This window comes from Gemmobacter aquaticus (assembly GCF_007859075.1).
In the GTDB taxonomy this organism is placed as follows: domain Bacteria; phylum Pseudomonadota; class Alphaproteobacteria; order Rhodobacterales; family Rhodobacteraceae; genus Gemmobacter; species Gemmobacter aquaticus.
Map to the genome: position 1 here is coordinate 76,700 of NZ_VOAK01000025.1, position 21,878 is coordinate 98,577.

Genomic DNA, 21,878 nt, shown 5'->3' on the forward strand with positions numbered 1-21,878 from the left:
CGTGTCCACTGCTGTCTATACCGAGCAAACAAGGGCGAACAAGGCTTTTTGGTGCGCCGAGTCTTCGGCGAAGGGGCAAGCGATGAATCGTTCGCGCGCGAGGGGGCGTCGTATGGTTATGCGCCTTTGCGCCGAAAAGTCCTTTGACATCAAGTGGAACAAAGTGATTTGCGGCCTGCTGCGCCGATGCCCGGCTGCCGCGGGGGCAGGCGGAATCGGGCCGATACCGGGACTGTGGCATTGCTGCACCATAGTTTTCTCGTTTGCCCGGATCACGGCCTGATCGATTGCAATCGGTCGGTGTTGCGTCGAAAAGAGGTTCATACCCAATTCGGATTCCCCTGAGTTGGGCCGCACCTTGAGACAACGAGGGAAAACGATGAAAAAGATTCTTCTGGCGACCAGCATCCTCGCTGCGACCACCGGCTTCGCCGCCGCTGAAATCACCCTGTCGGGTGACGCCCGTATGGGTGTGGTTGACTACGGCAACGATCCGGAATTCAGCGCTCGCGCCCGCGTTCGCTTCACGATGGCTGGTGAGACCGATGGCGGTCTGGCTTTCGGCGCAACCTTCCGCGCTGACCAAGCTACCGACGCCAAAGGCAACGAAGACATGTCGGCTGGCACCGTCTACGTGCAAGGCGAATTCGGCAAGTTCGAAATGGGTGACGTGGCTTCGGCTGCTGAAGCCGCTTTCGGCGACCTGGATGGCGTTGGCTACACCGGCCTGAACGACTACTCGGACATCACCTACATCAACGGTGACGGCGGCGACGCCGACTCGCGTGGTTCGGTCAGCCTCAACCCGGTCAACCAAGGCACCGGCTCGCTGTTCTCGTACAGCAACGCTGGCTTCGGCTTCTACGTCGGTCTGTTTGACGGCGTGGCAAACGGCCTGAGCTCGGTCTACGAAGACGCTGGCTTCGACGCTTCGACCGTTGACAGCGACATGAGCTACTCGGTTGCTCTGTCGTACGGCACCGACACCTGGTCGGCTGGCATCGGTTACCTGGCCAACGGCGACTTCACCGTTGACGGCACCACCCCCGGCGGCGCTCCGATCACCGCTGACGCTGACGGCGCTGAGCAGATCATCGTTGCTGGTTCGGGCACCTTCGGCGCGACCACTGTCAAAGCCTACTACTCGGACTTCGACAACTGGTACTTCGACAACTCGTACGGCCTGTCGGTCACCTACGCTGCTGACGCTCTGTCGTTCACCGGCTATGCCCGTCGCGACTCGGACGTTCTGGCTGCTCTGACCACCGACCGCACCGACCAAGACTCGTTCGGTCTGGGCGTTGCCTACGACCTGGGCGGCGGCGCTGCTCTGAAAGCTGGTATCGTCGACTCCGACTGGGAAGACGACACCATCTTCGACGCTGGTATCACGATGTCGTTCTGATCCTAACGGATCGAATGAAAGGAAGGGCGGGGTTCACCCCGCCCTTTTCTTTTGCGCTGCCCCATGGCACCCCTTCGCCAAGGAATGGAGGCGAACCATGTCATTGGCAGAAATCAAAGGCCGAATCGCAACGGCCGAGTCGGCCGCAGGTCGGGCTCCTGGTTCAGTCACGCTGATCGCGGTGTCAAAGGTTCAACCGCTGGACCGGGTGATTGCGGCGCTGGACCAAGGTCAACGGGTTTTTGGCGAGAATTACGTGCAAGAGGCCGCGGCCAAGTGGCCAGACCTGCGCGCCCGTTTTGCTGGGGTTGAGTTGCACATGATCGGACCGCTGCAGACCAACAAGGCAAAGCCCGCGCTCGAACTGTTTGACGTGATCCACACCCTCGACCGGCCCTCCTTGGCCGAGCGTCTGGCACGCCTGGCCCAGGATCGTGGCGCCTGCCCGGACCTGTTCGTCCAAGTCAATACCGGCGCCGAACCCCAGAAGGCCGGAATTCTGCCGGATGATGCGGACGGGTTCATCGCCTCCTGCCGTGCGCTCGACCTGCCAGTGCGTGGTCTGATGTGCATCCCGCCGGAGGATGAGGATAGCACGCCGCACTTCAGGCATCTGGCGACGATTGCCGCTAGAAACGGGCTCACCGGGCTTTCGATGGGCATGAGTGGCGACTTTGAGACCGCCATTGCCGAGGGCGCTACCCATGTGCGCGTCGGTAGCGCGATCTTTGGCGCCCGCGCGGCGCGGGCCTGATCAGACCAGCCAGACCCGGCCCTGCGGCGGTAGTGCGATGTTACCGTCATGCATGGCGACATGCGCTTCTGACAGTTCGTCGTAAAGTCGCGTGGATCCCTGCGCTCTCAGCCAGTCGGCTGGTACATGTGTCCAGCCTTCCGAGAAGTTGAAGAGGCACAGGATCGTCCGCGCCGGCGCGCGGCGCGCAAAGGCAAAAACGCCCGGTGCCGGTGCATCGAGGATCACCGTTGGAACTGCACCGTGCAGTTCAGGCAGGGCGCGCCGGCGGGCAAGGATATGCCGGGTGCCTAGGAAACACTGGGATGAGGCCGTATCGCCCTCGTGCCGGCTCGCGGCGCGCGCCCAGTCCATCATGGGGCGGTGTATCCACCGGCTGTCATGCCTGTGGTCTGGGTCCTCTACATAGCCGTGGTCATTCAACAGCGCGAGTTCATCCCCCATGTAAATCAATGGGATGCCGCCGAACGAGGCAATCAGCGCATGTCCCAGCAGGATGCGCTGCACCACTGCCGCCGCAGCTTGGGCGTCGCCCTCTGCTTGGGCCTTTTCGAGACCCGCCAGAGAGGCAAAGCTCCCCGAGATGCGCTTGTCTCCGGTTGCCTCGTTCACCTGAAACAGGGCGCCGCGCGAGAATGACCCCGGAAAGCTGCCGTCATAGAAATCCGAGAGGAATGCGCGATGTGACTGGCCCGTCACCCCGATCGCTGCGGCGTCTTCATCGGTGATGGCCCAGCCGATATCGTCGTGGCAGCGGATATAGGTCGCGTAGGTCGCGTTGTTCAGCCGATCCGGGAAATGGCTGCGCATGACATGGGTCATCAACCGGATGTCACGCGTGGCAAGCGCATTCCAGAACTGCACCATCAGGCTGTTGTGATAGGCGAGATTGCCCTCTTTGCCGTCGTGCCGCCCGCGCCCCAGATAGGGCAGCATCTCGGCGGGCGATACGATCGCCTCTTCCAGATGCAGCACGGCAGGGCAGGCAATCCGGCAGCAAGCCCGCAAGGCCTGCAACAGCACATGGACCTCAGGCTCTGACTGACACCGCGTCCCGAGGCGCTTCCACATGAAAGCCACCGCATCAAGCCGCAGCACATCAACCCCCTGATTGGCGAGGTTCAGCATGATGTCGGTGATTTCCAGAAAGACCTGCGGATTGGCCCAGTTCAGGTCCCACTGATGTTCGTTGAACGTCGTCCACACCCATTTCCCGATCTCGGGGTAGTGGGTGAAGTTGCCGGGCGCATGGTCGGGAAACACCTCGACGAGCGATTCTTCAAAGCGATTTGGCAGTTCAGGGCTGTCGAACATCAGGTAATAGTCCTGATAACGGCGCTCACCCGAGCGTGCGCGGATCGCCCAGTCATGCTCTTTGGCGGTATGGTTCAGCACCAGATCGACGCAGAGGTTCATTCCGCGCGCGCGCAGCGCCTCTGCCAGAACTTGCAGATCTTCCATCGTGCCCAGTGCGGGGTTGATCTGGCGATAGTCCATGACCGAATAGCCGCCATCGCTATCGCCGGGCCGCGGCATCAGACATGGCATAAGATGCACATAGCTGATGCCAAGATCCTCAAGGTAGTCAAGCTTATCAATGATTTGCGGAATACGTCCTGCAAAACGGTCGATATAGAAGACATAGCCCGCGCGGTCGGGCCGAAGGAACCAGTCGGGTTCGAGATCGCGCTTCAGATCAAGGCGCCGCAGGTCAGCGGGACGTGCCTTCCACGCGCGTCCAAGCACAGCCAGCAGGTTCTCGCGAAAGGTGTCATACTCGGGCAGATGTCCATAAATCTCGGCCAGCATGGGCCAGAGGTCACCGGCACTGCGTTCGAGCCGCAGGGCAAAAATCTCGTCAGTGCTGCCAGAAGTCTTGCGTGCCATGATCTCGCCTCCCACCGCTGTCAGCATAGGAAATCCAAAGCGGTTTGAAAAGGGCCGGTGCATGTCGGGCGGGATTGCTCATGCCATGCCTTCTGGCCCTCGTCCCGTCGCGGCCAATGACCATGCACCAGACCCGCAGCGCCTAGAGCAAATGGCCGGACTTGCGGGCCTTGGTGGCAAGGTAAGCGCGGTTTTGCGGTGTTTCCCCCACCTTCAGCGGAACGCGTTCGACCACTGTGATGCCCTGGCTCTCCATCATGGCGATTTTGCGGGGGTTGTTCGTCAGAAGCCGCACTGCGCCAAAGCCCATCCGGCGCAGCAACGACGCCCCGACGCGGAAGTCGCGCTCGTCATCTTCAAACCCGAGGCGGTGATTGGCCTCGACCGTGTCAAAGCCCTGATCCTGCAGCGAATAGGCGCGCATCTTGTTGGCAAGGCCGATACCGCGCCCCTCTTGATTGAGGTAGAGCAGAACGCCTGCACCTTCCTCGCCCATCTGGGCAAGCGCTGCCCGCAGCTGCGGGCCGCAGTCGCATTTCAGGCTTCCCAGCACATCCCCTGTGAAGCACGCCGAATGCAGGCGCGCCAGCACCGGCTGGTCGCGCGGGGGCTGGCCTATCTCGATCGCATAATGCTCTTCGCCGCCATCTTCGGGCCGAAACACATGCACCCGCCCGGCATCCGATGCGATTATCGGCAGGCGGGCCGAGACCACCTCATGCATGGTCGCCGCCCGGGCAAGTTCGGGTGCGGCCTCGTGCAGATCAATGAGCGTCAGGTTCATCAGTGCCGCGGCCTCGGCCCCGTCTGTGACAGGTATCAGCACGGCTGCAGGCAGCAGATGCGCCGCTTTGGCCAGATCCAGCGCCGCGCGATGCAGGTCAGGCTCGCCACCGCGCAGGCACAGGAAGGGCCCCTTCATCGGCACGCGCAGATCATCGGCCGGGTCCGCCATGGCGCGCAGCCAGCCAAGGTCCGCATCGGTGGGCAGGGCAAGCCGGGCGATGTCCCCATCATAGACCTGAGCCTTGAGGGTGGCTGCGCGGCGGGCGGTCAGGGCCAGTTCCGGCACACCGATCTGGCGCAGATCGGCAAGGCGCTGCGGCGTCAGCGCCTCGACCGCGACTGCAAGTGCCGCACGGTCGTTGATCTTCAGCACAACGGGCAGCCCAAGGCGCAGATCGCCACGCGCACGCGCAAGCCGTTCGACGATGCTGGGGGAAAGTGGCATGGCATCTCCTTTCCCCATTCATGTAGCGATTTGCCTTCGGAATTGAAACATTTCCCAGCATGCTGACACGACCGCGTGAGAAACCTGTCGCAAATCTTGCCCGGTCCGTCATTGCCCCGCATCTGTCGCCCAGAGGCCGAGACAACCGTTGGCCATCAACGAATGGAGCAGACCCATGGCACAGCTTCGCAAGATCCTGCTTGTGGACGACGACGACGACCTGCGCGAGGCGCTGTCCGAGCAATTGGTGATGACCGAGGACTTCGACGTCTTCGAGGCCGCCAATGGCGTCGAGGGGATGGAGAAGGCCAAGGCCGCTGCCTATGACATCGTGATCCTCGACGTGGGCTTGCCCGACACCGACGGGCGCGAACTTTGCCGCCGCATGCGCAAGGCCGGTGTCAAATGCCCGATCCTGATGCTGACGGGGCATGATTCGGACGCCGACACCATTCTGGGTCTGGATGCCGGCGCGAATGACTACGTCACGAAACCTTTCAAGTTTCCCGTCCTGCTTGCAAGGATCCGTGCCCAGCTTCGCCAGCATGAGCAGTCCGAGGACGCGATCTTCCAGCTTGGCCCCTACACGTTCAAGCCGGCCCAGAAAATGCTGGTCGACGCGAAAGAGCGCAAAATCCGCCTGACCGAGAAAGAGACCAACATCCTGAAGTTCCTGTACCGCGCACAACAGGGGGTTGTGCCGCGCGACGTGCTTCTGCATGAGGTCTGGGGCTATAACGCGGGCGTCACGACGCATACGCTTGAGACCCACATCTATCGTCTGCGCCAGAAGATCGAGCCGGATCCTGCAAATGTGCGCCTGCTTGTCACCGAAAGCGGTGGTTACCGGCTGGTCGCCTGATGGCGGAAAAGTGCCGATTCAGCCAAAATTAACGGTCTTTGGTCTTATTGTTGTCTGTATCGGCGCCTATATCTTTGTGGAACGGGTGATGTTACCCTGAAGTTCCCCGCGCCGCATCGGGGTCATGATGCGGCATCCTCCCTGTTGGACTGGCCGGGCGCCAACGCCCGGCCTTTTTTCTTGCCGGGTGCGAGTCAAATCAACCATGAGGCGAATTTCGGCCGCAATCCGGATATGTGTGTCGTCACGAATTTCCTTGCCCCACCCCGTTGGAAAGCTGCAAATCCATACTTAGATGACTCGAGGGGACGTCTTGCTGTCCCTGTCCCATGCGGAGTTTGCCGATGAACCTGCGTTTCGATCTTCGTGCCGCCCTGCTTGCGATCGCCGCAGGCTTGGTCGCCGTCCCGGCGATGGCTGAAGATGTCACCCTGACGATCGAGAACATGTCGGGTGCTGATCTGACCGAATTCTATGCCTCACCGGTCGGGACGGAAAGCTGGGGGGCAAACCTTCTGGGTGCAATGATCGTGGCTGCCTCGAACGGGCCTGTGACCATCGCTGGCACGCAGGGGTGTGCCTATGACCTGCGCATGGTCTTTACCGATGGCGACGTGCTTGAAGACAGCGCCGATATCTGCGCGAACGCGTCCTACACCATTCAGTAAGCGCGCCTGCCCAGCAGTCGGGATGGGGCAGGGGCTTGTCCGCCGGACGTGGGGGGCCTAGACAGGACCCGCGCACCGGGAGACCGCCATGACCTTTACCCTTGCCACCTGGAACATCAACTCTGTCCGCCTGCGCGAGGCGCTGGTCTGTCGGTTGTTGACCGAAGAGGCCCCCGATGTCCTGTGCCTGCAGGAAATCAAGACGCCCGTCGACAAGTTCCCGCAGGATGCGTTCCGTGCCCTGGGCTATACCCACATGGTTGCGCGTGGCCAGAAGGGCTACAATGGCGTGGCGATCCTGTCGAAGCTGCCGCTGCAAGACGCGGGGGGCGAGGATTTTGCGGCATTGGGCCACGCCCGCCACGTTGCGGCGCGGCTGGAAAACGGTGTCACCATCCACAACTTCTATGTCCCGGCCGGCGGCGATATTCCCGACCGCGAGCAGAATGTGAAGTTCGGCCAGAAGCTCGACTTTCTGACCCAGATGCGGGACTGGGCGCATGGCGGCCGGCCCGCGCGCTCGATCCTCGTGGGCGATCTGAACATTGCCCCGCGTGAGGATGACGTCTGGAACCACAAGGCGCTTCTGAAGATCGTGAGCCACACGCCGATCGAGGTTGAGCATCTGGCCCAGGCCCAGGATGCCGGCGCCTGGGTCGATGTGACCCGCAAGGACATCCCAGAGGGCAGGCTCTACAGTTGGTGGAGCTATCGCGCTGCCGACTGGGACGCGGCGGACAAGGGGCGGCGGCTCGATCATGTCTGGGCCACGCCCGATATCGCAGGTGCGGCGCATGGCTCGCGCATTCTGCGCCCGGTGCGTGGGTGGGACCAGCCTTCGGACCATGTTCCGGTGCTTGCAGCCTTCGATCTCTGATTGCGCAAGGCGCGCAACCCCCTTGGCCTTTTCCGTGCCTGCGCCCATATAGGGGCGGGACCTAGTCGGAAGAGGACGCGATGCTCGGACTGAATGGCGCAACCACTGCCCCTGTGGCACAGGATCTGATCAAGGACACGTCAGAGGCCGCGTTCATGGCCGATGTCATCGACGCGAGCCGCGAAGTTCCGGTGATCGTCGATTTCTGGGCCCCATGGTGCGGACCCTGCAAGCAGCTTGGTCCGGCACTTGAGGCGGCGGTCACCGCGGCCAAGGGGCGGGTCAAGATGGTCAAGGTCAACGTCGACCAGAACCAGATGATCGCGTCGCAGTTGCGTATCCAGTCGATCCCGACCGTCTACGCCTTCTGGCAGGGCCAGCCCGTTGACGGCTTCCAAGGGGCGCTGCCCGCATCGGAAATCACCAAGTTCGTCGATCGTGTCGCGGCGCTTGCTGGCGATGGCGGGCTGTCCGAAGCGATTGAGATGGCCGAGCAAGCGCTGACGGATGGTGACGTCGTGACGGCGAACGAGATCTTTGCCGCGATTCTGGGCGAGGAACCCGAGAATGCCGCCGCCTATGGCGGGCTTGTTCGCAGCCATCTGGCGGCGGGGAACCTTGAGCAGGCCGAGGCTTTCCTTGCGGCCGTTCCGGCCAGGATCGCGACCGCCAAAGAGGTCGAGGCCGCGCGCGCCCAGATCGAACTGGCAAAGCAAGCGGCCAATGCTGGTCCCGAGGCCGACTTGCGGGCTGCGGTTGCGGCCAACCCTGACAATCATCAGGCGCGCTTTGATCTTGCGGTGGCATTGAATGCCGCAGGCAAGGTTGATGAGGCCGTGGACGAATTGCTCGAGCTGTTCCGGCGAGATCGCGAATGGAACGATGGCGCCGCCCGCGCACAGTTGTTTACCATCTTTGATGCGCTTAAGCCTCAGGACCCGACCGTCCTGCGGGGACGGCGCAAGCTGTCTTCGATGATCTTCGCCTGATCGCCCATTCAAGCAGGGGGTCCGACCACGCCGGGCCCCGTTCAATCTGGGGATTGAGAGATGCTGAAGCCTGCCGACCTGCCCGAGGTGATCTGCATCTTCCCCTTGCCCGGGGCCCTGCTTCTGCCGCGCGGCCGGCTTCCGCTGCATGTGTTTGAGCCGCGCTATCTGGCGATGCTGAATGATTGCCTGAAGTCCGACCATAGGCTGATCGGCATGATCCAGCCGCGCGAGATCCCCGGCTCGACCGAACGCAAGTTGCAGGCCATCGGCTGTGCCGGTCGCCTGACCGGCTTTTCGGAAACCGAGGATGGGCGCTACATGATTACCCTGACGGGCGTCTCTCGCTTTCGGGTGCGGGAGGAGGTTTCGGGGTTTCAGCCCTATCGTCGCTGCGCGATCGACTGGGCACCCTTCGCGCGTGACCTTGGGCGGCCCGAGTCCGATCCGGGCCTTGATCGAGCGGCCTTCATCGAATTGCTGAAGCGGTTCTTTTCGTCGCAGGGACTTGCGACCGACTGGGGCAGTCTGGCCGAGGCTGAGCCGGAATTGCTGATCAACTCGCTGGCGATGCTCTGTCCGTTTGAGCCTGCCGACAAGCAGGCGCTGCTCGAGGCCCCCTCGCTGCAGACCCGGCGGGAGACATTGGTGGCGCTGATGGAAATTGCCCTGCGCGGGGGCACAGAAGGAGAGAGGCCGCAATGAGCGACCATGTGATCGTCGAACGCCGTATGCTGGAGGCGCTGGTCTGCCCCGTCACGCAGGCGCAACTGACCTGGGATCCGGACCGGCAAGAGCTGGTGTCCAAGGCCGCAAACCTTGCATTCCCCGTGCGCGACGGGATCCCGATCATGCTGGTATCAGAGGCCAGGCCGCTGGGCTGACGTCGCTGTCGCGCGGGTGGCTGTCTGCCCCCCGCACCCCCCGAGGATATTTGGAAAGGAAAGAACGTCGTTGTCTTTCCTTTGATAAATATCCTGCGGGGGTGAGGCGCGGGACGCGCCGAGGGGGCGCAATGCCCCCTTCCAAAGGGCTCAGGGGCGTTGGCCGGTCAGCAGCTTGGGCAGATCGCCCGTCAGCCCGGCCGCCTGCCGCATGAAACCGCGACGAAGGCCTGGCAGGGCGTTCACCAGCCCAAGCCCGATATCCCGCCCAACCCGCAATACCGGGTTGGTGTTTGAAAACAGCCGGTTCACGCTGTCCATGCCAAGGGCAAGAGCGGTGGAATCGAACCGCCGCCAGCGCTGATAGGCATCCAGCGTGACGCCGCTGCCAATATCTTCGCCTCGCCGCTGCGCCTCGACCACCACTTGGGCCAGCGCCGCCACATCGCGCAGGCCAAGGTTCAGCCCTTGCCCGGCAATGGGATGAACGCCATGCGCAGCATCGCCCACCAGCGCCACGCGCGGCGCCACAAAGCTGTTGGCGAGTGTCAGGTTCAGCGGATAGGTGAAGCGTGCACCGGCGAGCGAGATCTCACCGAGAAAATCGCCAAATCGGGGCCGTAGCACCTCAAGATAGCCCGCGTCGTCCAGCGCCTGAATGGCTGCGGCTGTGGTGTCGCGCTCGCTCCAGACGATGCTGGAATGATGCCCGCCCGCAAGCGGCAGGATGGCGAGCGGCCCTGCCGGCATGAAGAACTGATGTGCCGTGCCTTCATGGTTCTTTTCATGGTGGATCGCCGTCACCAGCGCGGTCTGTCCATAGCCCCAGCCGGTGCGTTTGATCCCTGCGCGGGCGGCGACGCCGGATTGGCGCCCGTCACACCCCACCAGAAGCCGGGCCGCAATCGTCTTGCCAGACGCGAGGGTAGCCGTGACGCCCTGCGGCCCGACCTCTTGCGCGATGACGGTCTCACCCGACAGCAGGGTGATGCCTGCCGTCTCTTGCATGGCCTGCAGAAAGGCCGCGTAGAGGTGGCGGTCCTCGACCATATATCCCATCGGGCCTTCTTCCAGTTCCGCCGAATCAAAGCCGAGGAACAGGGGCGAGGGGCCTTGCCCGGCGATGCCGTCACTGGCCTTGATCTTCAGGATCGGCTGCGCGGCCGCGATCCGGGGCCAGACCCCTGTCGCAAGCAGCAACCGCTGCGAGGCGAGCGCGAGCGCATAGGCGCGACCGTCAAAGCCCGCTTCCGCGCGCGCGGGTGCTGGGCGGCTGTCGACCACGATGACGGAAAGCCCGGCTTGGGCCAGCGCAAGCGCCAAGGCTGGGCCGTTCAGCCCGCCGCCTGCAATCAGAATATCGGTATCCGGTGTCATGCCTTTCAATATGGGGCAAGTGAAAGGATTGTCCATGCGCGCTCTCGTCGCTAGCCTGCGGTGAAACAGCGGAGGCTTTGCGATGATGGACAAGTGGCTTGGTCGCAGCGCGGCAGAACTCGGGCGGGCGATCGAGGCGGGCAAGGTCAATCCGGTGGATCTGACCGAGGCCTATCTGGACGCCATCGCCCGCCACCCTGATGCCAAGCGCATCTATGCCCGCACCACCGCGGATCATGCCCGATCAACTGCGGTTTCCGCGGCAGGACGGCAACGCGCGGGAACACGGATCGGGCCTCTGGATGGGGTGCCGATCAGCTGGAAAGACAATTTCGACGTGGCCGGTGTGGCCTGCGAGGCGGGAAGCGCGCTTCTGAAGGGCCGGGTGCCTGCGCAGGATGCCGAGGTGCTGCACAGCGCGACCATGCAGGGGCTGGTCTGTCTGGGCAAGACGCATATGACCGAACTGGCCTTTTCCGGCCTTGGGCTGAACCCGGTGACCGCCACGCCGCCCTGCATCAACTTTCCCGATGCCGTGCCTGGCGGGTCGTCGTCCGGGGCGGCCGCCTCGGTCGCCTTCGGTCTCGCACCGGCGGCGATCGGGTCGGATACCGGCGGATCGGTGCGGGTACCGGCAGCCTGGAACGATCTGGTCGGGCTCAAGACCACCACGGGCCGCCTTCCGCTGAAGGGCGTCGTGCCGCTCTGCGAAAAGTTCGACACCGTCGGGCCGATTGCCAGCACGGTTGAGGATTGCGCTCTCATCCTCTCGGCACTGACCGCACGCCGGGCGGCGGACCTGAAGGGGGCAAGCCTCGCGAACGCGCGCTTTGGTGTACTTGATACGGTCGCCCTGGAGGATGTGCGCGAGGCCCCGGCACGGGGTTTTGAGGATGCCGTGCGCCGCATGGCTAACGCCGGTGCTACGGTCGATCACTTCGATGCCCCCGAGATTGCCGAGGCGATGGCGCTTGCGGGCCTTCTGTTCACGCCCGAGGCTTATGCGATCTGGGGTGAGACAATCGAGGCGGCACCCCAAAAGATGTTCCCGCCGGTTCTGGAACGCTTCCGCTCCGGCGCAACCGTCAAGGCTACGGAGTATATCTCTGCATGGCGGCGGCTGGAGGAGTTGCGCAAGATCTGGGAGCGCCGGACCGGCGGTTTCGATGCGGTACTGATCCCCACCTCGCCAATCCTGCCGCCCGATGCGCAGCGTCTGCTGAATGAGCCTGCCTATTTCGCCTCTGAGAACCTGCTTGCCCTGCGCAACACCCGGATCGGCAACCTGATGGGGCTTTGCGTGCTGACTTTGCCCACGGGGCAGCTCTCTTGCGGAATTTCGCTCATGGGGCCGGCCATGCAGGAGGAACGCCTTCTGCGCCTCGGTGCGGCGGTCGAGCACGCACTCGGCTAGCACGCCACCCGTATTGGGGCTGGCGCCGGGTACGGGGCAAAAACGCCACAAACTGCGCCTCGCCCCCAAGGGTTGTATGTCGTTTCGCTGGACCGGGAAGGACTTGCCCGTTATCCTTTAGGAAACGGGGCGCTACGACCCCGACGAGAGGCAGATACATGGCGTTTCCTGAGCGGTTCTCGAACCTGCCGGATTATGCGTTTCCGCGCCTGCGGAAGCTGATCGATCATCTTCCTGCGGGGGGTGACGTGCTTGCCATGACGATTGGCGAGCCCAAACATGCCATGCCGGATTTTGTCGGCCCGATCCTTGCCGCAAACCTTGCAGGTTTTGGCGTCTATCCCCCCAATGACGGCACGCCCGAACTGCTTTCGGCCATCGCCGGGTGGCTGCAGCGCCGCTATGGCGTCGCCTTGGGGGAAGAGCGGCTTATGGTGCTGAATGGCACGCGTGAGGGGCTGTTCAACGCCTGCATTGCGCTTTGCCCCGAAACCAAGGGCGGCAAGCAGCCTGTCGTGCTGATGCCGAACCCGTTCTATCAGGTCTATGCCGTTGCCGCGCTGACGGTGGGGGCAGAGCCCGTATATGTGCCGGCCACTGCAGCAACGGGCCACCTGCCGGATTATGCGGCGCTCTCGCCCGACGTGCTGGATCGTGTGGCCGTGGCCTATATCTGCTCGCCTGCAAATCCGCAGGGGGCGGTGGCCAGCCGCGCCTACTGGAAGACCCTGCTGGCGCTGGCGGAAAAGCACGATTTCCAGATCTTCGCCGACGAATGCTATTCAGAGATCTGGCGCAGCTCCCCTCCGCCCGGCATCCTTGAGGTCGCGGCCGAAGTCGGCGCCGACCCTGAGCGTGTGGTGGCCTTCCATTCCCTGTCGAAACGGTCAAACCTGCCGGGTCTTCGGTCGGGGTTTGCCGTTGCGGGGCCGCAAAGCATGTCCCGCCTGCGCAAGCTGCGCGCCTTTGCGGGCGCGCCCTTGCCGCTGCCCTTGCAGCGCGTGGCCGAGGCCGCCTGGGCCGATGAGGCGCATGTGACGCAGTCCCGCGCGCTCTATCAGCAGAAGTTCGATCTGGCGGACCGCATTTTTGCCGGGATGCAGGGGTATCAAAGCCCCGAAGGCGGATTTTTCCTGTGGCTGCCCGTGCCTGAAACCATCGGTGATGGCGAGGCGGCGGCCGTGAAGCTTTGGACCCAGACGGGGGTGCGTGTTCTGCCCGGCGCCTATCTCTCGCGCGAGGCGGGGGGGATGAACCCGGGGAAACCCTATATCCGCGTGGCGCTTGTTGCCTCGTATGACGAAACCGAACGTGGGCTGACCAGGCTGCGTGATTGCATTTATCGGTGAGGACGGCAGATGGCTCTGTATCAGATGCGCCAACGTGATCCGCTGATGGACCCGAACACCCATGCCGCGCTGGAACGCCGCGCGCGAGAGTTGATCGGCATCGGATTGATCTGCCTTGCGCTGATCTTCGTGGTTATGCTGGGAAGCTATGCACCCGAGGATCCGGGCTGGCTTGTCTCGTCCGATCAGCCGATCCGCAACTGGCTCGGGCGCATCGGGGCTGCAATTTCCTCGACGCTGGTCATCATCACAGGGCGGGGCGCCTGGACGATCCCGCTGATCCTGCTGGTCTGGGGCGGGCGCTTCGTGATCCATCGGGGCGCCGATCGTGCCGTGGGCCGTGTGGTTTTCGCGCTGATCGCAGTCGCCATGACCTCGGTCTTTGCGGCAACCTTCGTGCCCGGTGACGGCTGGCCGCATTCCTTTGGTCTGGGCGGGCTGTTTGGCGATACGGTGCTTGGGGCAATGCTGGGCGTGGCGCCTGTAAAGGCGACCTTCGGTCTGGTCATGATGTCTTTGCTGACGGGCGCCGCGACACTTGCGATTCTGCTCTTCGTCACCGGTTTTGACCGTGACGAACTGGCGGTTCTGCGCCGCCATGCGATGACTCTGTCGGTGATCGCCTACTCCCGCGCGCTGGATCTGGCAGGGCAGGGCTCGAGCCGGGCTTTTCAGGCGGCATCGGCCATTGGCGAGCGTCAACGCCAGCGTCGTGCCGATGGGCAGGCCCAGCGTCATGCCGAAGCCGAAGCACGCAGGTTGGCCCCGGTCAACCTCTCGGCACCCGAGCCGATGGCCGTGGCCCACCGCCGCAATCGTGTGATCCGCGCAGAGGGTGAGCCTATGGGAGGATATGAGATTGCGCCTCCGATGCGGCCCGCTGTTGCCCCCGTCCATGCGCGGCAGGTGGCTGACTGGGACGATTACGGCGATGATGATGTGATCGCGCCGCCAATGCCCGAGCCCACCGCGCTGCCCCGAAAGAAAGAGGGACTTCTGGGACGCCTGCTGCGCGCCCCCGTCGAACCCGAACTTGTCATCCCCGAACTGCCGCAGACCCAGACCATGAACGACGACGCGCCAAATGAAGACCGGATCAAGGCGCGCATTTCGGATGTGATCCGCAGCCGCGTGCGGCAGGGGATGGGCACCGCTGCACCGCAGCCACATATGTCACCCCTGCAGGCGGCAATCGCCCGGCGCGAACCCACGCTTCGCCGGGGACAGGCCGCCCAGATGCGGATCGAGCCGCCGGTCTCTGCCGGCTCGGTGCCTGTTGCCGCACCCGTGGTCGCAGCCGCGCCCGGCGATGCAATCTCGGCTGCGGTCGCCTCGGCTGCCGCCCGCGCCGCGCAGGCGCAGGAACATGCCCGCCGCATGGCCGATCAGGTGGCCGCACCGGTGGTATCGCCCGCACAGCCTGCGGTCGGCGCCCCCCGTGCGGCGTCTGCGGCTGCCGCGGCGGTTGCCGCCGCCATTCGTGCCGGCGCTGCCCGTGCCGCGGCTGCACAGGCGGGTCTTGCCTCGGCCGCTGTCAGCCCCGAGGCCGCTCCGGCTCCGCTGCCGCGCCCCGGTGTCGTGCAAGATGTGGCAGTTGCCCCGCAGCCCGCAACCCCTGCAGTGCCGCGCAGGATTGAGCCTGAGCCCGCAGCGACCAGCTGGGATGATCTTGCAGACTCGATGCTGTCGGATGATGTCGACCCGGTCCTGTCGCAAGTGGACAGCTTTGCCGATGACTGGGAGCTCGATGATAACTTCGAGCCCGATTACGACCCAACGCCGATCCAGCCCGCGCCCGCCCGACTTGTCGCGCAGCGGGAGGGGGCGGCCACGCGCGTCAATGCCCCGCTGATCACGCCTGAGGTGAAGCGCGGCGTGGTGCAGCATCCGGCCAAGAAGCCGCTGATGCCGTCTCGTCAGGCTGCGGCCGAGGCGCAGCCGCGTCTGCGGTTCGAGGAAATGGCGCAGCCCGAATACGAGCTTCCGCCCCTGTCACTTCTGGCCTCTCCCTCGACCGTCTCGCGTCATACGCTGTCGGACGAGGCGCTGGAAGAAAACGCGCGTATGCTGGAATCGGTGCTCGACGACTATGGCGTGAAGGGCGAGATCGTCTCGGTTCGCCCCGGTCCGGTGGTCACGATGTATGAACTGGAGCCCGCGCCGGGCCTGAAGGCCAGCCGGGTGATCGGTCTGGCCGACGATATCGCGCGCTCGATGTCGGCGTTGTCGGCGCGCGTTTCGACCGTGCCGGGGCGCAGTGTCATCGGGATCGAACTGCCCAATGCGCAGCGCGAAAAGGTTGTCCTGCGCGAGATCCTTGCTGCCCGTGAATTCGGTGATGGCGCGCAGCGCCTGCCGCTGGCTCTTGGCAAGGATATCGGGGGCGATCCGATCGTGGCGAACCTTGCCAAGATGCCCCACCTGCTGATTGCCGGGACTACCGGTTCGGGCAAATCGGTGGCCATCAACACGATGATCCTGAGCCTGCTTTACAAGCTGACGCCCGAGGAATGCCGGCTGATCATGATCGACCCGAAGATGCTGGAACTTTCCGTCTATGACGGTATTCCGCATCTGCTCTCTCCGGTCGTCACCGACCCCAAGAAGGCGGTTGTCGCCCTGAAATGGGTGGTGGGCGAAATGGAGGAGCGCTATCGCAAGATGTCGAAGATGGGTGTGCGCAACATCGACGGCTACAACGGCCGTGTGCGTGAGGCGATGGCCAATGGCGAGATGTTCAAGCGCACCATCCAGACCGGCTTTGACGAGGATACCGGTGAGCCGGTGTTCGAGACAGAGGAATTCGCCCCCGTAGCGCTGCCTTACATCGTGGTCATCGTCGACGAGATGGCCGACCTGATGATGGTCGCGGGCAAAGAGATCGAGGCCTGCATCCAGCGCCTTGCCCAGATGGCACGGGCGAGCGGAATCCACCTCATCATGGCAACGCAGCGCCCGTCGGTCGACGTCATCACGGGCACCATCAAGGCGAACTTCCCGACCCGGATCTCGTTCCAGGTGACGTCGAAGATCGACAGTCGCACCATTCTGGGTGAACAGGGCGCCGAACAACTGCTGGGGCAGGGCGACATGCTCTACATGGGCAACGGCGCGCGCATCACCCGTATCCACGGCCCCTTCGTCTCGGACGAAGAGGTCGAAGAGATCGTGACACATCTGAAGAGCTTCGGCCCGCCGCAGTACATGTCGGGTGTGGTCGAGGGTCCGGAAGACGATGTTGCATCGGATATCGATGCGGTGCTCGGCCTGACCGGTGGCAATACCGAAGGCGAGGATGCGCTTTACGATCAGGCGGTTGCCATTGTTGCGCGCGACCGGAAATGTTCGACCAGCTACATCCAGCGCAAGCTGGGCATCGGCTACAACAAGGCCGCGCGTCTTGTCGAGCAGATGGAAGAGCAGGGCGTTGTCACCCCCGCAAACCACGTCGGCAAGCGCGAGATCCTGATCCCCGAGGCGTGATCGGGACCCCTGGAAAATCGGGCGTCACCGGATTGGTGGCGCCCTTTTGCTTTTCAGGCTTCAGCCGCCGACGCGGCGGATCTGCACACGCTGGTCGGGGCCGAGATTGAGCCACGCCCGCGTCACCGCCGCCACATGCGCAATCAGCGTGGCGCGCGACTGCCCGCCCGGTACCGAGAACACTTCGGCCGGCGGATTGTCGGCTGCCACGATTGCCGGCATGTCCGCCTCGATCCGCTCCGGCCCGATCAGCACGGCGCCCGAGGCGTCCCGCACCGTGACATTGAAGACGATGCTGTTGACGCCGCCCCATGCTGGCGAGCGGTAGAAAGCGCGCGGAGTCAGGGCGTGGAACCGCTCAAGCGTGACGTCCATGGTCACTTTCTGGCCGCCGCTCAGGCCCCGCGCCCCGGCAAGGACACCTTGACGAATGATATCGGCGACCTGCGCCTTGCGGTCGCCCTCGGGGTCGCCGTGCCAGACGATATCCGCCTTGGGAATGAAGACATTGGCCTCGGATACGACCAGCGTTTCGGGGACGGCAACCCGCACATCAGCGACGCGCCAGCCGGCTGTCGTTTCTGCCGGAACCGACGGATAATCCACCCGAAAGCTGGAACTTCCGCATCCGGCCAGTAGGGCTGTCAGTCCAACCACCATCATCAGTTTCATCGGGCGAGGGTGGAAGGCGCGTGGGATCATGTCGGAACGTCCTTGCATCTGATGGCGTGCCTCATGGCATATCCCCGGTCGTGCGTCAGGGCAACATAGGGGCGACGGGGTCAGGCAAGGATCATCATGCCCATGGCAGAGGCAACGATGATCCAGGTTGAGGGGACTGACCGCCGGGGCTTTTCGGCAGAGGCGCCTCAGGTAATGGCATCGAGGCCGAGTGCCTCAAGCCTGTCCAGTTGCGCGACTTCCGCTTCGGTCAGGGTGATGCCTTGCGATGCAGACACTGCGCGGGCGGCAAAGCGGCGCTGAGAGGGCAGGCGTGCGCCCTGTCCGACGATGGCCTCGAACAGACCCTCGGCCCGGGCAAAAGGATCGCCCGAGCGACCCGCAGCAAAGGCCTGCGGGGAAAAGGCAAGGATAAGCTCGCCATGCACGGGAGCCAGCGTGGTGCTGCCTAGCACATCCAGAACCTCGGGACTGGTCAGATCACCGATCATGATGCCGGCCAGCAACTCGATCATCGTGCTGATTGCCGATCCCTTGTGACCGCCAAAGGGCAGCATCGCGCCGGCAAGCGCGGCCTCGGGGTCGGTTGTGGGTGCACCATCCACGTCGATCGCCCAGCCTTCGGGCAGTTGTTTGCCTGCCCGCCGGTGAAGTTCAATCTCACCCCGCGCGGCGACCGAGGTGGCAAAGTCGAACACATAGGGCGGCTGCCCGGCGCGCGGCCAGCCAAACGCCATCGGGTTGGTGCCAAGCAGCGGGCGGATGCCCCCTGTGGGCGCGACCGTTGCATAGCTTGGGCACATGACGAGGGCTGCAAGGCCGTGCTCCGTCACTGCCTCGACCTCGGGCCAGAGGGCCGAGAAATGGGTGCAGTCGTTGATGACCAGTGCGGCCAGACCCGTTCTGCGCGCGCGTTCGACAAGGGCGGGAAGGCCCAGTTCGAACGCGGCATTGGCAAAGCCATGCTGTGCATCCACCCGCACGATCGCGGCGGCCTGATCAGGCACGAGGCGGGGCTGGGCCAGTGGGTTCACCTTGCCCGCCTTCACGGTCCGCAGCGCACCCTCGATACGATAGATGCCATGCGATTTGCAGGCGTCCCGCTCTCCGGCCACGATCACCCGCGCCAGCGCCCCGGCCTGCACCGGGTTCAGACCGGCGCGGCCAAGGATCGAACGGACGCGCGCATCCAGCGCCTCGATGCTTAGTGTGGTGGATTCGGACATGGTGGATCCTGCCTCTGTCAGCCTAGATAATCATTGTATACAATTCGCATGCATTGCGAAGTGCAAGGCAATTCGTCGCTATCGGTGGCAAGACAATCCTGCGGCGACACGTGGTCGGCCGCGTCCTGGAGACTCAGCCGGGTCTGTAGAAATCCGAGGCCGGGTCGGTCAGCACCGCCTGACGCAACCTCTCCCACAATGTGCGTCTTAGGGCGGGATAATCGGGGTGATCATGCGGATCAGGACGGCGGGCGAAGGGCACGGCCATGTCCGTGATGATCCGCCCCGGTCGCGGTGACAGCAGGATGATGCGGTCGCCCAACACCAGCGCCTCGTCCACGCTATGCGTGACGAAAACCACGCCCGGCCCGCCAGACGCGCCCACAAGCCGCAGAAGTTCGGCCTGCATCAACTCGCGTGCTTGTGCGTCAAGGGCCGCGAAGGGTTCATCCATCAGCAGGAAATCCGGTCGCGGCGCCAGGGCCCGCGCGAGGGCCACCCGTTGCCGCATTCCCCCGCTCAGGGCGGCGGGATACCGGTCGGCAAAGCGTTCAAGCCCCACAAGATGCAGCACCTCGGATACGCGGTCCTCCCGCTGGGCGCGGGGCAGGTCTGGCAGGGCAAAGGCCACATTTGCGGCGACTGTCTTCCACGGCAGCAAGCGGTAGGACTGGAACATCATCGCGATGCCATGCCCCGGAACCGGTGGGGCGTCATTCAGTGCCACGGTGCCCGACCCGGGTTCGACAAGACCCGCCATCAGCCGCAAAAGGCTTGTCTTGCCGCAGCCCGAGGGGCCGAGAACGACCAGAACCTCACCCCGGCCAGTGGCGAGGGTGAGGTCCTGTAGAACGGGCTGGTCCCCAAGCGTCAGAGAGACGCCAGAAAGCTCCAGCCGGTCTGTCGCGTTTAGTGCCAAGCGGTATCGCCCGCGTCCGAAGTGCCAAGCCGCGCCAGAACTGCCTCCAGCGGGCCAAGGTCGGCGAAGGCATCCAGGGGCGCCGGGGTCATGCCCTTGAAATCCTCGCCTTCATGCAGCCATGCCTGTGCGGCCTGCAATTCGCCACGGCTCAGCCCGCCGTTCACAGTCCATGCGCCGGAAAAGGCCTTGGCGAGCATCTGCAGATCGGACTCGGGCACATCCGGGCGGGCCTCTTGCATCGCGGCCACCCATTTCTGCGGATCCGACTGGAAATCACGTGCGGCCAGCACCAACGCCTCGATCACCGCCTCCACCTCGGCGCGGCGGGTCTCCAGTGTCTCGCTGCGCACGACGTTGAGCTTCGACAGGATCGGCGCAGCCTTGTAATAGGCATCTGTGTCGACCAGAACCTTGACCTGCGGATCGTCGTCAATCGCGGTGAAGCTGCCGATTCCCATGGTGGTTGCGTCGATTTGCCCGGCCAGAAGTGCCTGCGCGCGCGCCTGTGGCTGGCCAAGCGCGACCAACTCCAGCCCTGCGACGTCGACCCCCGCCTCGGCCAGAACCCGCATGGACAGAAGGTGATCAACGCTGCCCACCCGGCCGATGCCAAAACGCTTGCCCGCCAGATCGGCAGGCGCCGAAACGCCGCGTCCGGCGATCAGATAAGGCAGGGCCTTGTTGGGCGACATGACACCGCGCAGGTCGGTGGCCCCGGCTGCCGTCGCCTGCAACAGCGATTCCAGCGCGACATTGGCCATCTCACCCTCGCCTGCCCGCAGCGCGGTCATCACCATGGGCGACTGCTCGACGCGGACGAATTCGACATCCACCCCGACGCGATCAAAGTAGCCGCCGCGCTCGGCCAGCTCCATCACCGAATTCGGCACCAAGGGTGTCTCGGCGTCAGAAACGATCAGCCGGAATGGCTCGGCCCCGGCCATCGTGGCAAAGGTCAGGGCAAGTGCCGCGATGGTTGCAATCTTTTTCATGTTCCCCCCGTTCAATTTAGACGTCGCGCCAGCGCATCAGGCGCTGGCTGACCAGACGCAGGGCTTCGGTCATGCCCACGCCGATCAAGGCCAGCACGATCACCACGGCCAGATACTCGGCCATCTGGAACCGGCTGCCATAGACGGCAAGCAGACCTCCCAACCCGCTGATGGCAGTATAGAGCTCGGCCACGATGGTGTTGATCAGTCCAATGGTCGAACCTATGCGGATGCCGGTGATCAGGAAGGGCACGGCGCCCGGCAGGATGACATGCCACAGAATACGCCCGCGCGAAGCGCCCGTGGAGGCAGCCATCTCAAGCAGGTCGGGGTCGGCGGCCTGCACGCCGGCATGGGCGTTCAGCACGATGGGCATGACCGCGCCCAGAAACACGATCAGCACCTTTGCCTCTAGCCCAAGCCCCAGCAAGACGATGATCAGCGGGATAAAGGCCACGCGGGGTGTGGCGGCCAGCGCATTCACATAGATGTCCAGCGTCCGCCCGAGTGCGGGCCAGATCCCCATTGCGATGCCAAGGGCACCCCCGAACATGACCGCAAGTCCTGTCCCCACAAGGTAAACCTGCAAACTGGCGGCCAGCGCGGGCCACAGCTTGCCACTGCTCGCGAGCCCGATCCCGGCTTTTGCAACGGCAACGGGCGAGGCAAAAAGCCCCGGCGGCGCGTGGCGCGCGGCCAGCGCCCAGGCGAGCAGGATCAGCGCGAGAAATCCCAGCCGCAGCGCAGCAGTCGCGACCGGGCCTGTGCCCTTGCGATCTGCCAGATGTGCGCTTTGCGATGCCATCTCTTCCTCATGCGCCCCGAGTCATCAGACCAAGTAGACCACGCCCGATGCGCCGGGCGCTGTTGCACCTTC

At 64.1% G+C, this 21,878-nt stretch carries 19 protein-coding genes; 11 read left to right on the forward strand and 8 right to left on the reverse strand.

Features of this window, described 5'->3' with window-relative positions; translation table 11 throughout:
• Positions 1–379: 379 nt before the first annotated feature.
• Positions 380–1,405, forward strand: coding sequence for a porin (locus FQU74_RS17235; protein WP_146287722.1), 1,026 nt, complete (start codon positions 380–382; stop codon positions 1,403–1,405).
• Positions 1,406–1,502: 97 nt separating this feature from the next.
• Positions 1,503–2,159 carry a YggS family pyridoxal phosphate-dependent enzyme gene (locus FQU74_RS17240; protein WP_146287723.1) on the forward strand — a complete coding sequence of 219 codons (657 nt, stop codon included), beginning with the start codon at positions 1,503–1,505 and terminating at the stop codon, positions 2,157–2,159.
• On the opposite strand, the gene FQU74_RS17245 is transcribed toward FQU74_RS17240, so the two are convergent.
• Together FQU74_RS17245 and ribA are read right to left on the reverse strand one after the other, a co-directional pair.
• Positions 2,160–4,046 (reverse strand): amylosucrase, encoded by a 1,887-nt coding sequence (locus FQU74_RS17245; protein ID WP_146287724.1) that lies wholly within the window; start codon positions 4,044–4,046, stop codon positions 2,160–2,162.
• Between the two features lie 142 nt (positions 4,047–4,188).
• Positions 4,189–5,277, reverse strand: a complete 1,089-nt coding sequence (gene ribA / locus FQU74_RS17250) for a GTP cyclohydrolase II (protein ID WP_146287725.1) — start codon at positions 5,275–5,277, stop codon at positions 4,189–4,191.
• A gap of 175 nt (positions 5,278–5,452) precedes the next feature.
• On the opposite strand from ribA, the gene FQU74_RS17255 reads away from it, so the two are divergent.
• From FQU74_RS17255 to FQU74_RS17280, 6 genes are all read left to right on the forward strand, one after another.
• Positions 5,453–6,139 carry a response regulator transcription factor gene (locus FQU74_RS17255; RefSeq protein WP_146287726.1) on the forward strand — a complete coding sequence of 229 codons (687 nt, stop codon included), beginning with the start codon at positions 5,453–5,455 and terminating at the stop codon, positions 6,137–6,139.
• 344 nt (positions 6,140–6,483) lie between these two features.
• A complete protein-coding gene (locus FQU74_RS17260; protein ID WP_146287727.1) occupies positions 6,484–6,807 on the forward strand; it encodes a hypothetical protein in 324 nt (107 codons plus the stop codon).
• A gap of 88 nt (positions 6,808–6,895) precedes the next feature.
• Positions 6,896–7,684: an exodeoxyribonuclease III gene (locus FQU74_RS17265; RefSeq protein WP_146287728.1), complete on the forward strand. Its 789-nt coding sequence runs from the start codon at positions 6,896–6,898 to the stop codon at positions 7,682–7,684.
• Positions 7,685–7,764: 80 nt separating this feature from the next.
• Positions 7,765–8,673, forward strand: coding sequence for a thioredoxin (gene trxA / locus FQU74_RS17270; protein ID WP_146287729.1), 909 nt, complete (start codon positions 7,765–7,767; stop codon positions 8,671–8,673).
• A 60-nt stretch (positions 8,674–8,733) separates the two neighbouring features.
• Positions 8,734–9,378 carry an LON peptidase substrate-binding domain-containing protein gene (locus FQU74_RS17275; protein WP_146287730.1) on the forward strand — a complete coding sequence of 215 codons (645 nt, stop codon included), beginning with the start codon at positions 8,734–8,736 and terminating at the stop codon, positions 9,376–9,378.
• Positions 9,375–9,557 carry a Trm112 family protein gene (locus FQU74_RS17280; protein ID WP_146287731.1) on the forward strand — a complete coding sequence of 61 codons (183 nt, stop codon included), beginning with the start codon at positions 9,375–9,377 and terminating at the stop codon, positions 9,555–9,557. The genes FQU74_RS17275 and FQU74_RS17280 overlap by 4 nt, the downstream gene beginning before the upstream one ends.
• Before the next feature lie 150 nt (positions 9,558–9,707).
• Here FQU74_RS17280 and FQU74_RS17285 read toward each other — a convergent pair whose 3' ends face one another.
• Positions 9,708–10,934, reverse strand: a complete 1,227-nt coding sequence (locus FQU74_RS17285) for an FAD-dependent monooxygenase (protein WP_146287833.1) — start codon at positions 10,932–10,934, stop codon at positions 9,708–9,710.
• 85 nt (positions 10,935–11,019) lie between these two features.
• Between FQU74_RS17285 and FQU74_RS17290 the strand changes: the two genes are divergently transcribed.
• The 3 genes from FQU74_RS17290 to FQU74_RS17300 all read left to right on the forward strand — a co-directional run bounded on the left by FQU74_RS17290 (position 11,020) and on the right by FQU74_RS17300 (position 17,180).
• Positions 11,020–12,348, forward strand: coding sequence for an amidase (locus FQU74_RS17290; RefSeq protein ID WP_146287834.1), 1,329 nt, complete (start codon positions 11,020–11,022; stop codon positions 12,346–12,348).
• Positions 12,349–12,506: 158 nt separating this feature from the next.
• Positions 12,507–13,697 (forward strand): aminotransferase class I/II-fold pyridoxal phosphate-dependent enzyme, encoded by a 1,191-nt coding sequence (locus FQU74_RS17295; RefSeq protein WP_146287732.1) that lies wholly within the window; start codon positions 12,507–12,509, stop codon positions 13,695–13,697.
• Between the two features lie 9 nt (positions 13,698–13,706).
• Positions 13,707–17,180, forward strand: coding sequence for a DNA translocase FtsK (locus FQU74_RS17300; protein ID WP_146287733.1), 3,474 nt, complete (start codon positions 13,707–13,709; stop codon positions 17,178–17,180).
• Between the two features lie 60 nt (positions 17,181–17,240).
• Here FQU74_RS17300 and FQU74_RS17305 read toward each other — a convergent pair whose 3' ends face one another.
• The 5 genes from FQU74_RS17305 to FQU74_RS17325 all read right to left on the reverse strand — a co-directional run bounded on the left by FQU74_RS17305 (position 17,241) and on the right by FQU74_RS17325 (position 21,806).
• Positions 17,241–17,882, reverse strand: a complete 642-nt coding sequence (locus FQU74_RS17305) for a DUF6778 family protein (RefSeq protein ID WP_146287734.1) — start codon at positions 17,880–17,882, stop codon at positions 17,241–17,243.
• A gap of 167 nt (positions 17,883–18,049) precedes the next feature.
• The gene (locus FQU74_RS17310) at positions 18,050–19,087 is read right to left on the reverse strand and encodes an Ldh family oxidoreductase (RefSeq protein ID WP_146287735.1); all 1,038 of its coding nucleotides are present in this window, start codon (positions 19,085–19,087) and stop codon (positions 18,050–18,052) included.
• A 133-nt stretch (positions 19,088–19,220) separates the two neighbouring features.
• Positions 19,221–20,006 (reverse strand): ABC transporter ATP-binding protein, encoded by a 786-nt coding sequence (locus FQU74_RS17315; RefSeq protein WP_229704426.1) that lies wholly within the window; start codon positions 20,004–20,006, stop codon positions 19,221–19,223.
• A complete protein-coding gene (locus FQU74_RS17320; RefSeq protein WP_146287736.1) occupies positions 19,997–21,001 on the reverse strand; it encodes an ABC transporter substrate-binding protein in 1,005 nt (334 codons plus the stop codon). Before FQU74_RS17320 ends, FQU74_RS17315 begins: the two co-directional genes overlap by 10 nt.
• Positions 21,002–21,017: 16 nt before the next feature.
• The gene (locus FQU74_RS17325) at positions 21,018–21,806 is read right to left on the reverse strand and encodes an ABC transporter permease (protein ID WP_146287737.1); all 789 of its coding nucleotides are present in this window, start codon (positions 21,804–21,806) and stop codon (positions 21,018–21,020) included.
• Positions 21,807–21,878: the final 72 nt, after the last annotated feature.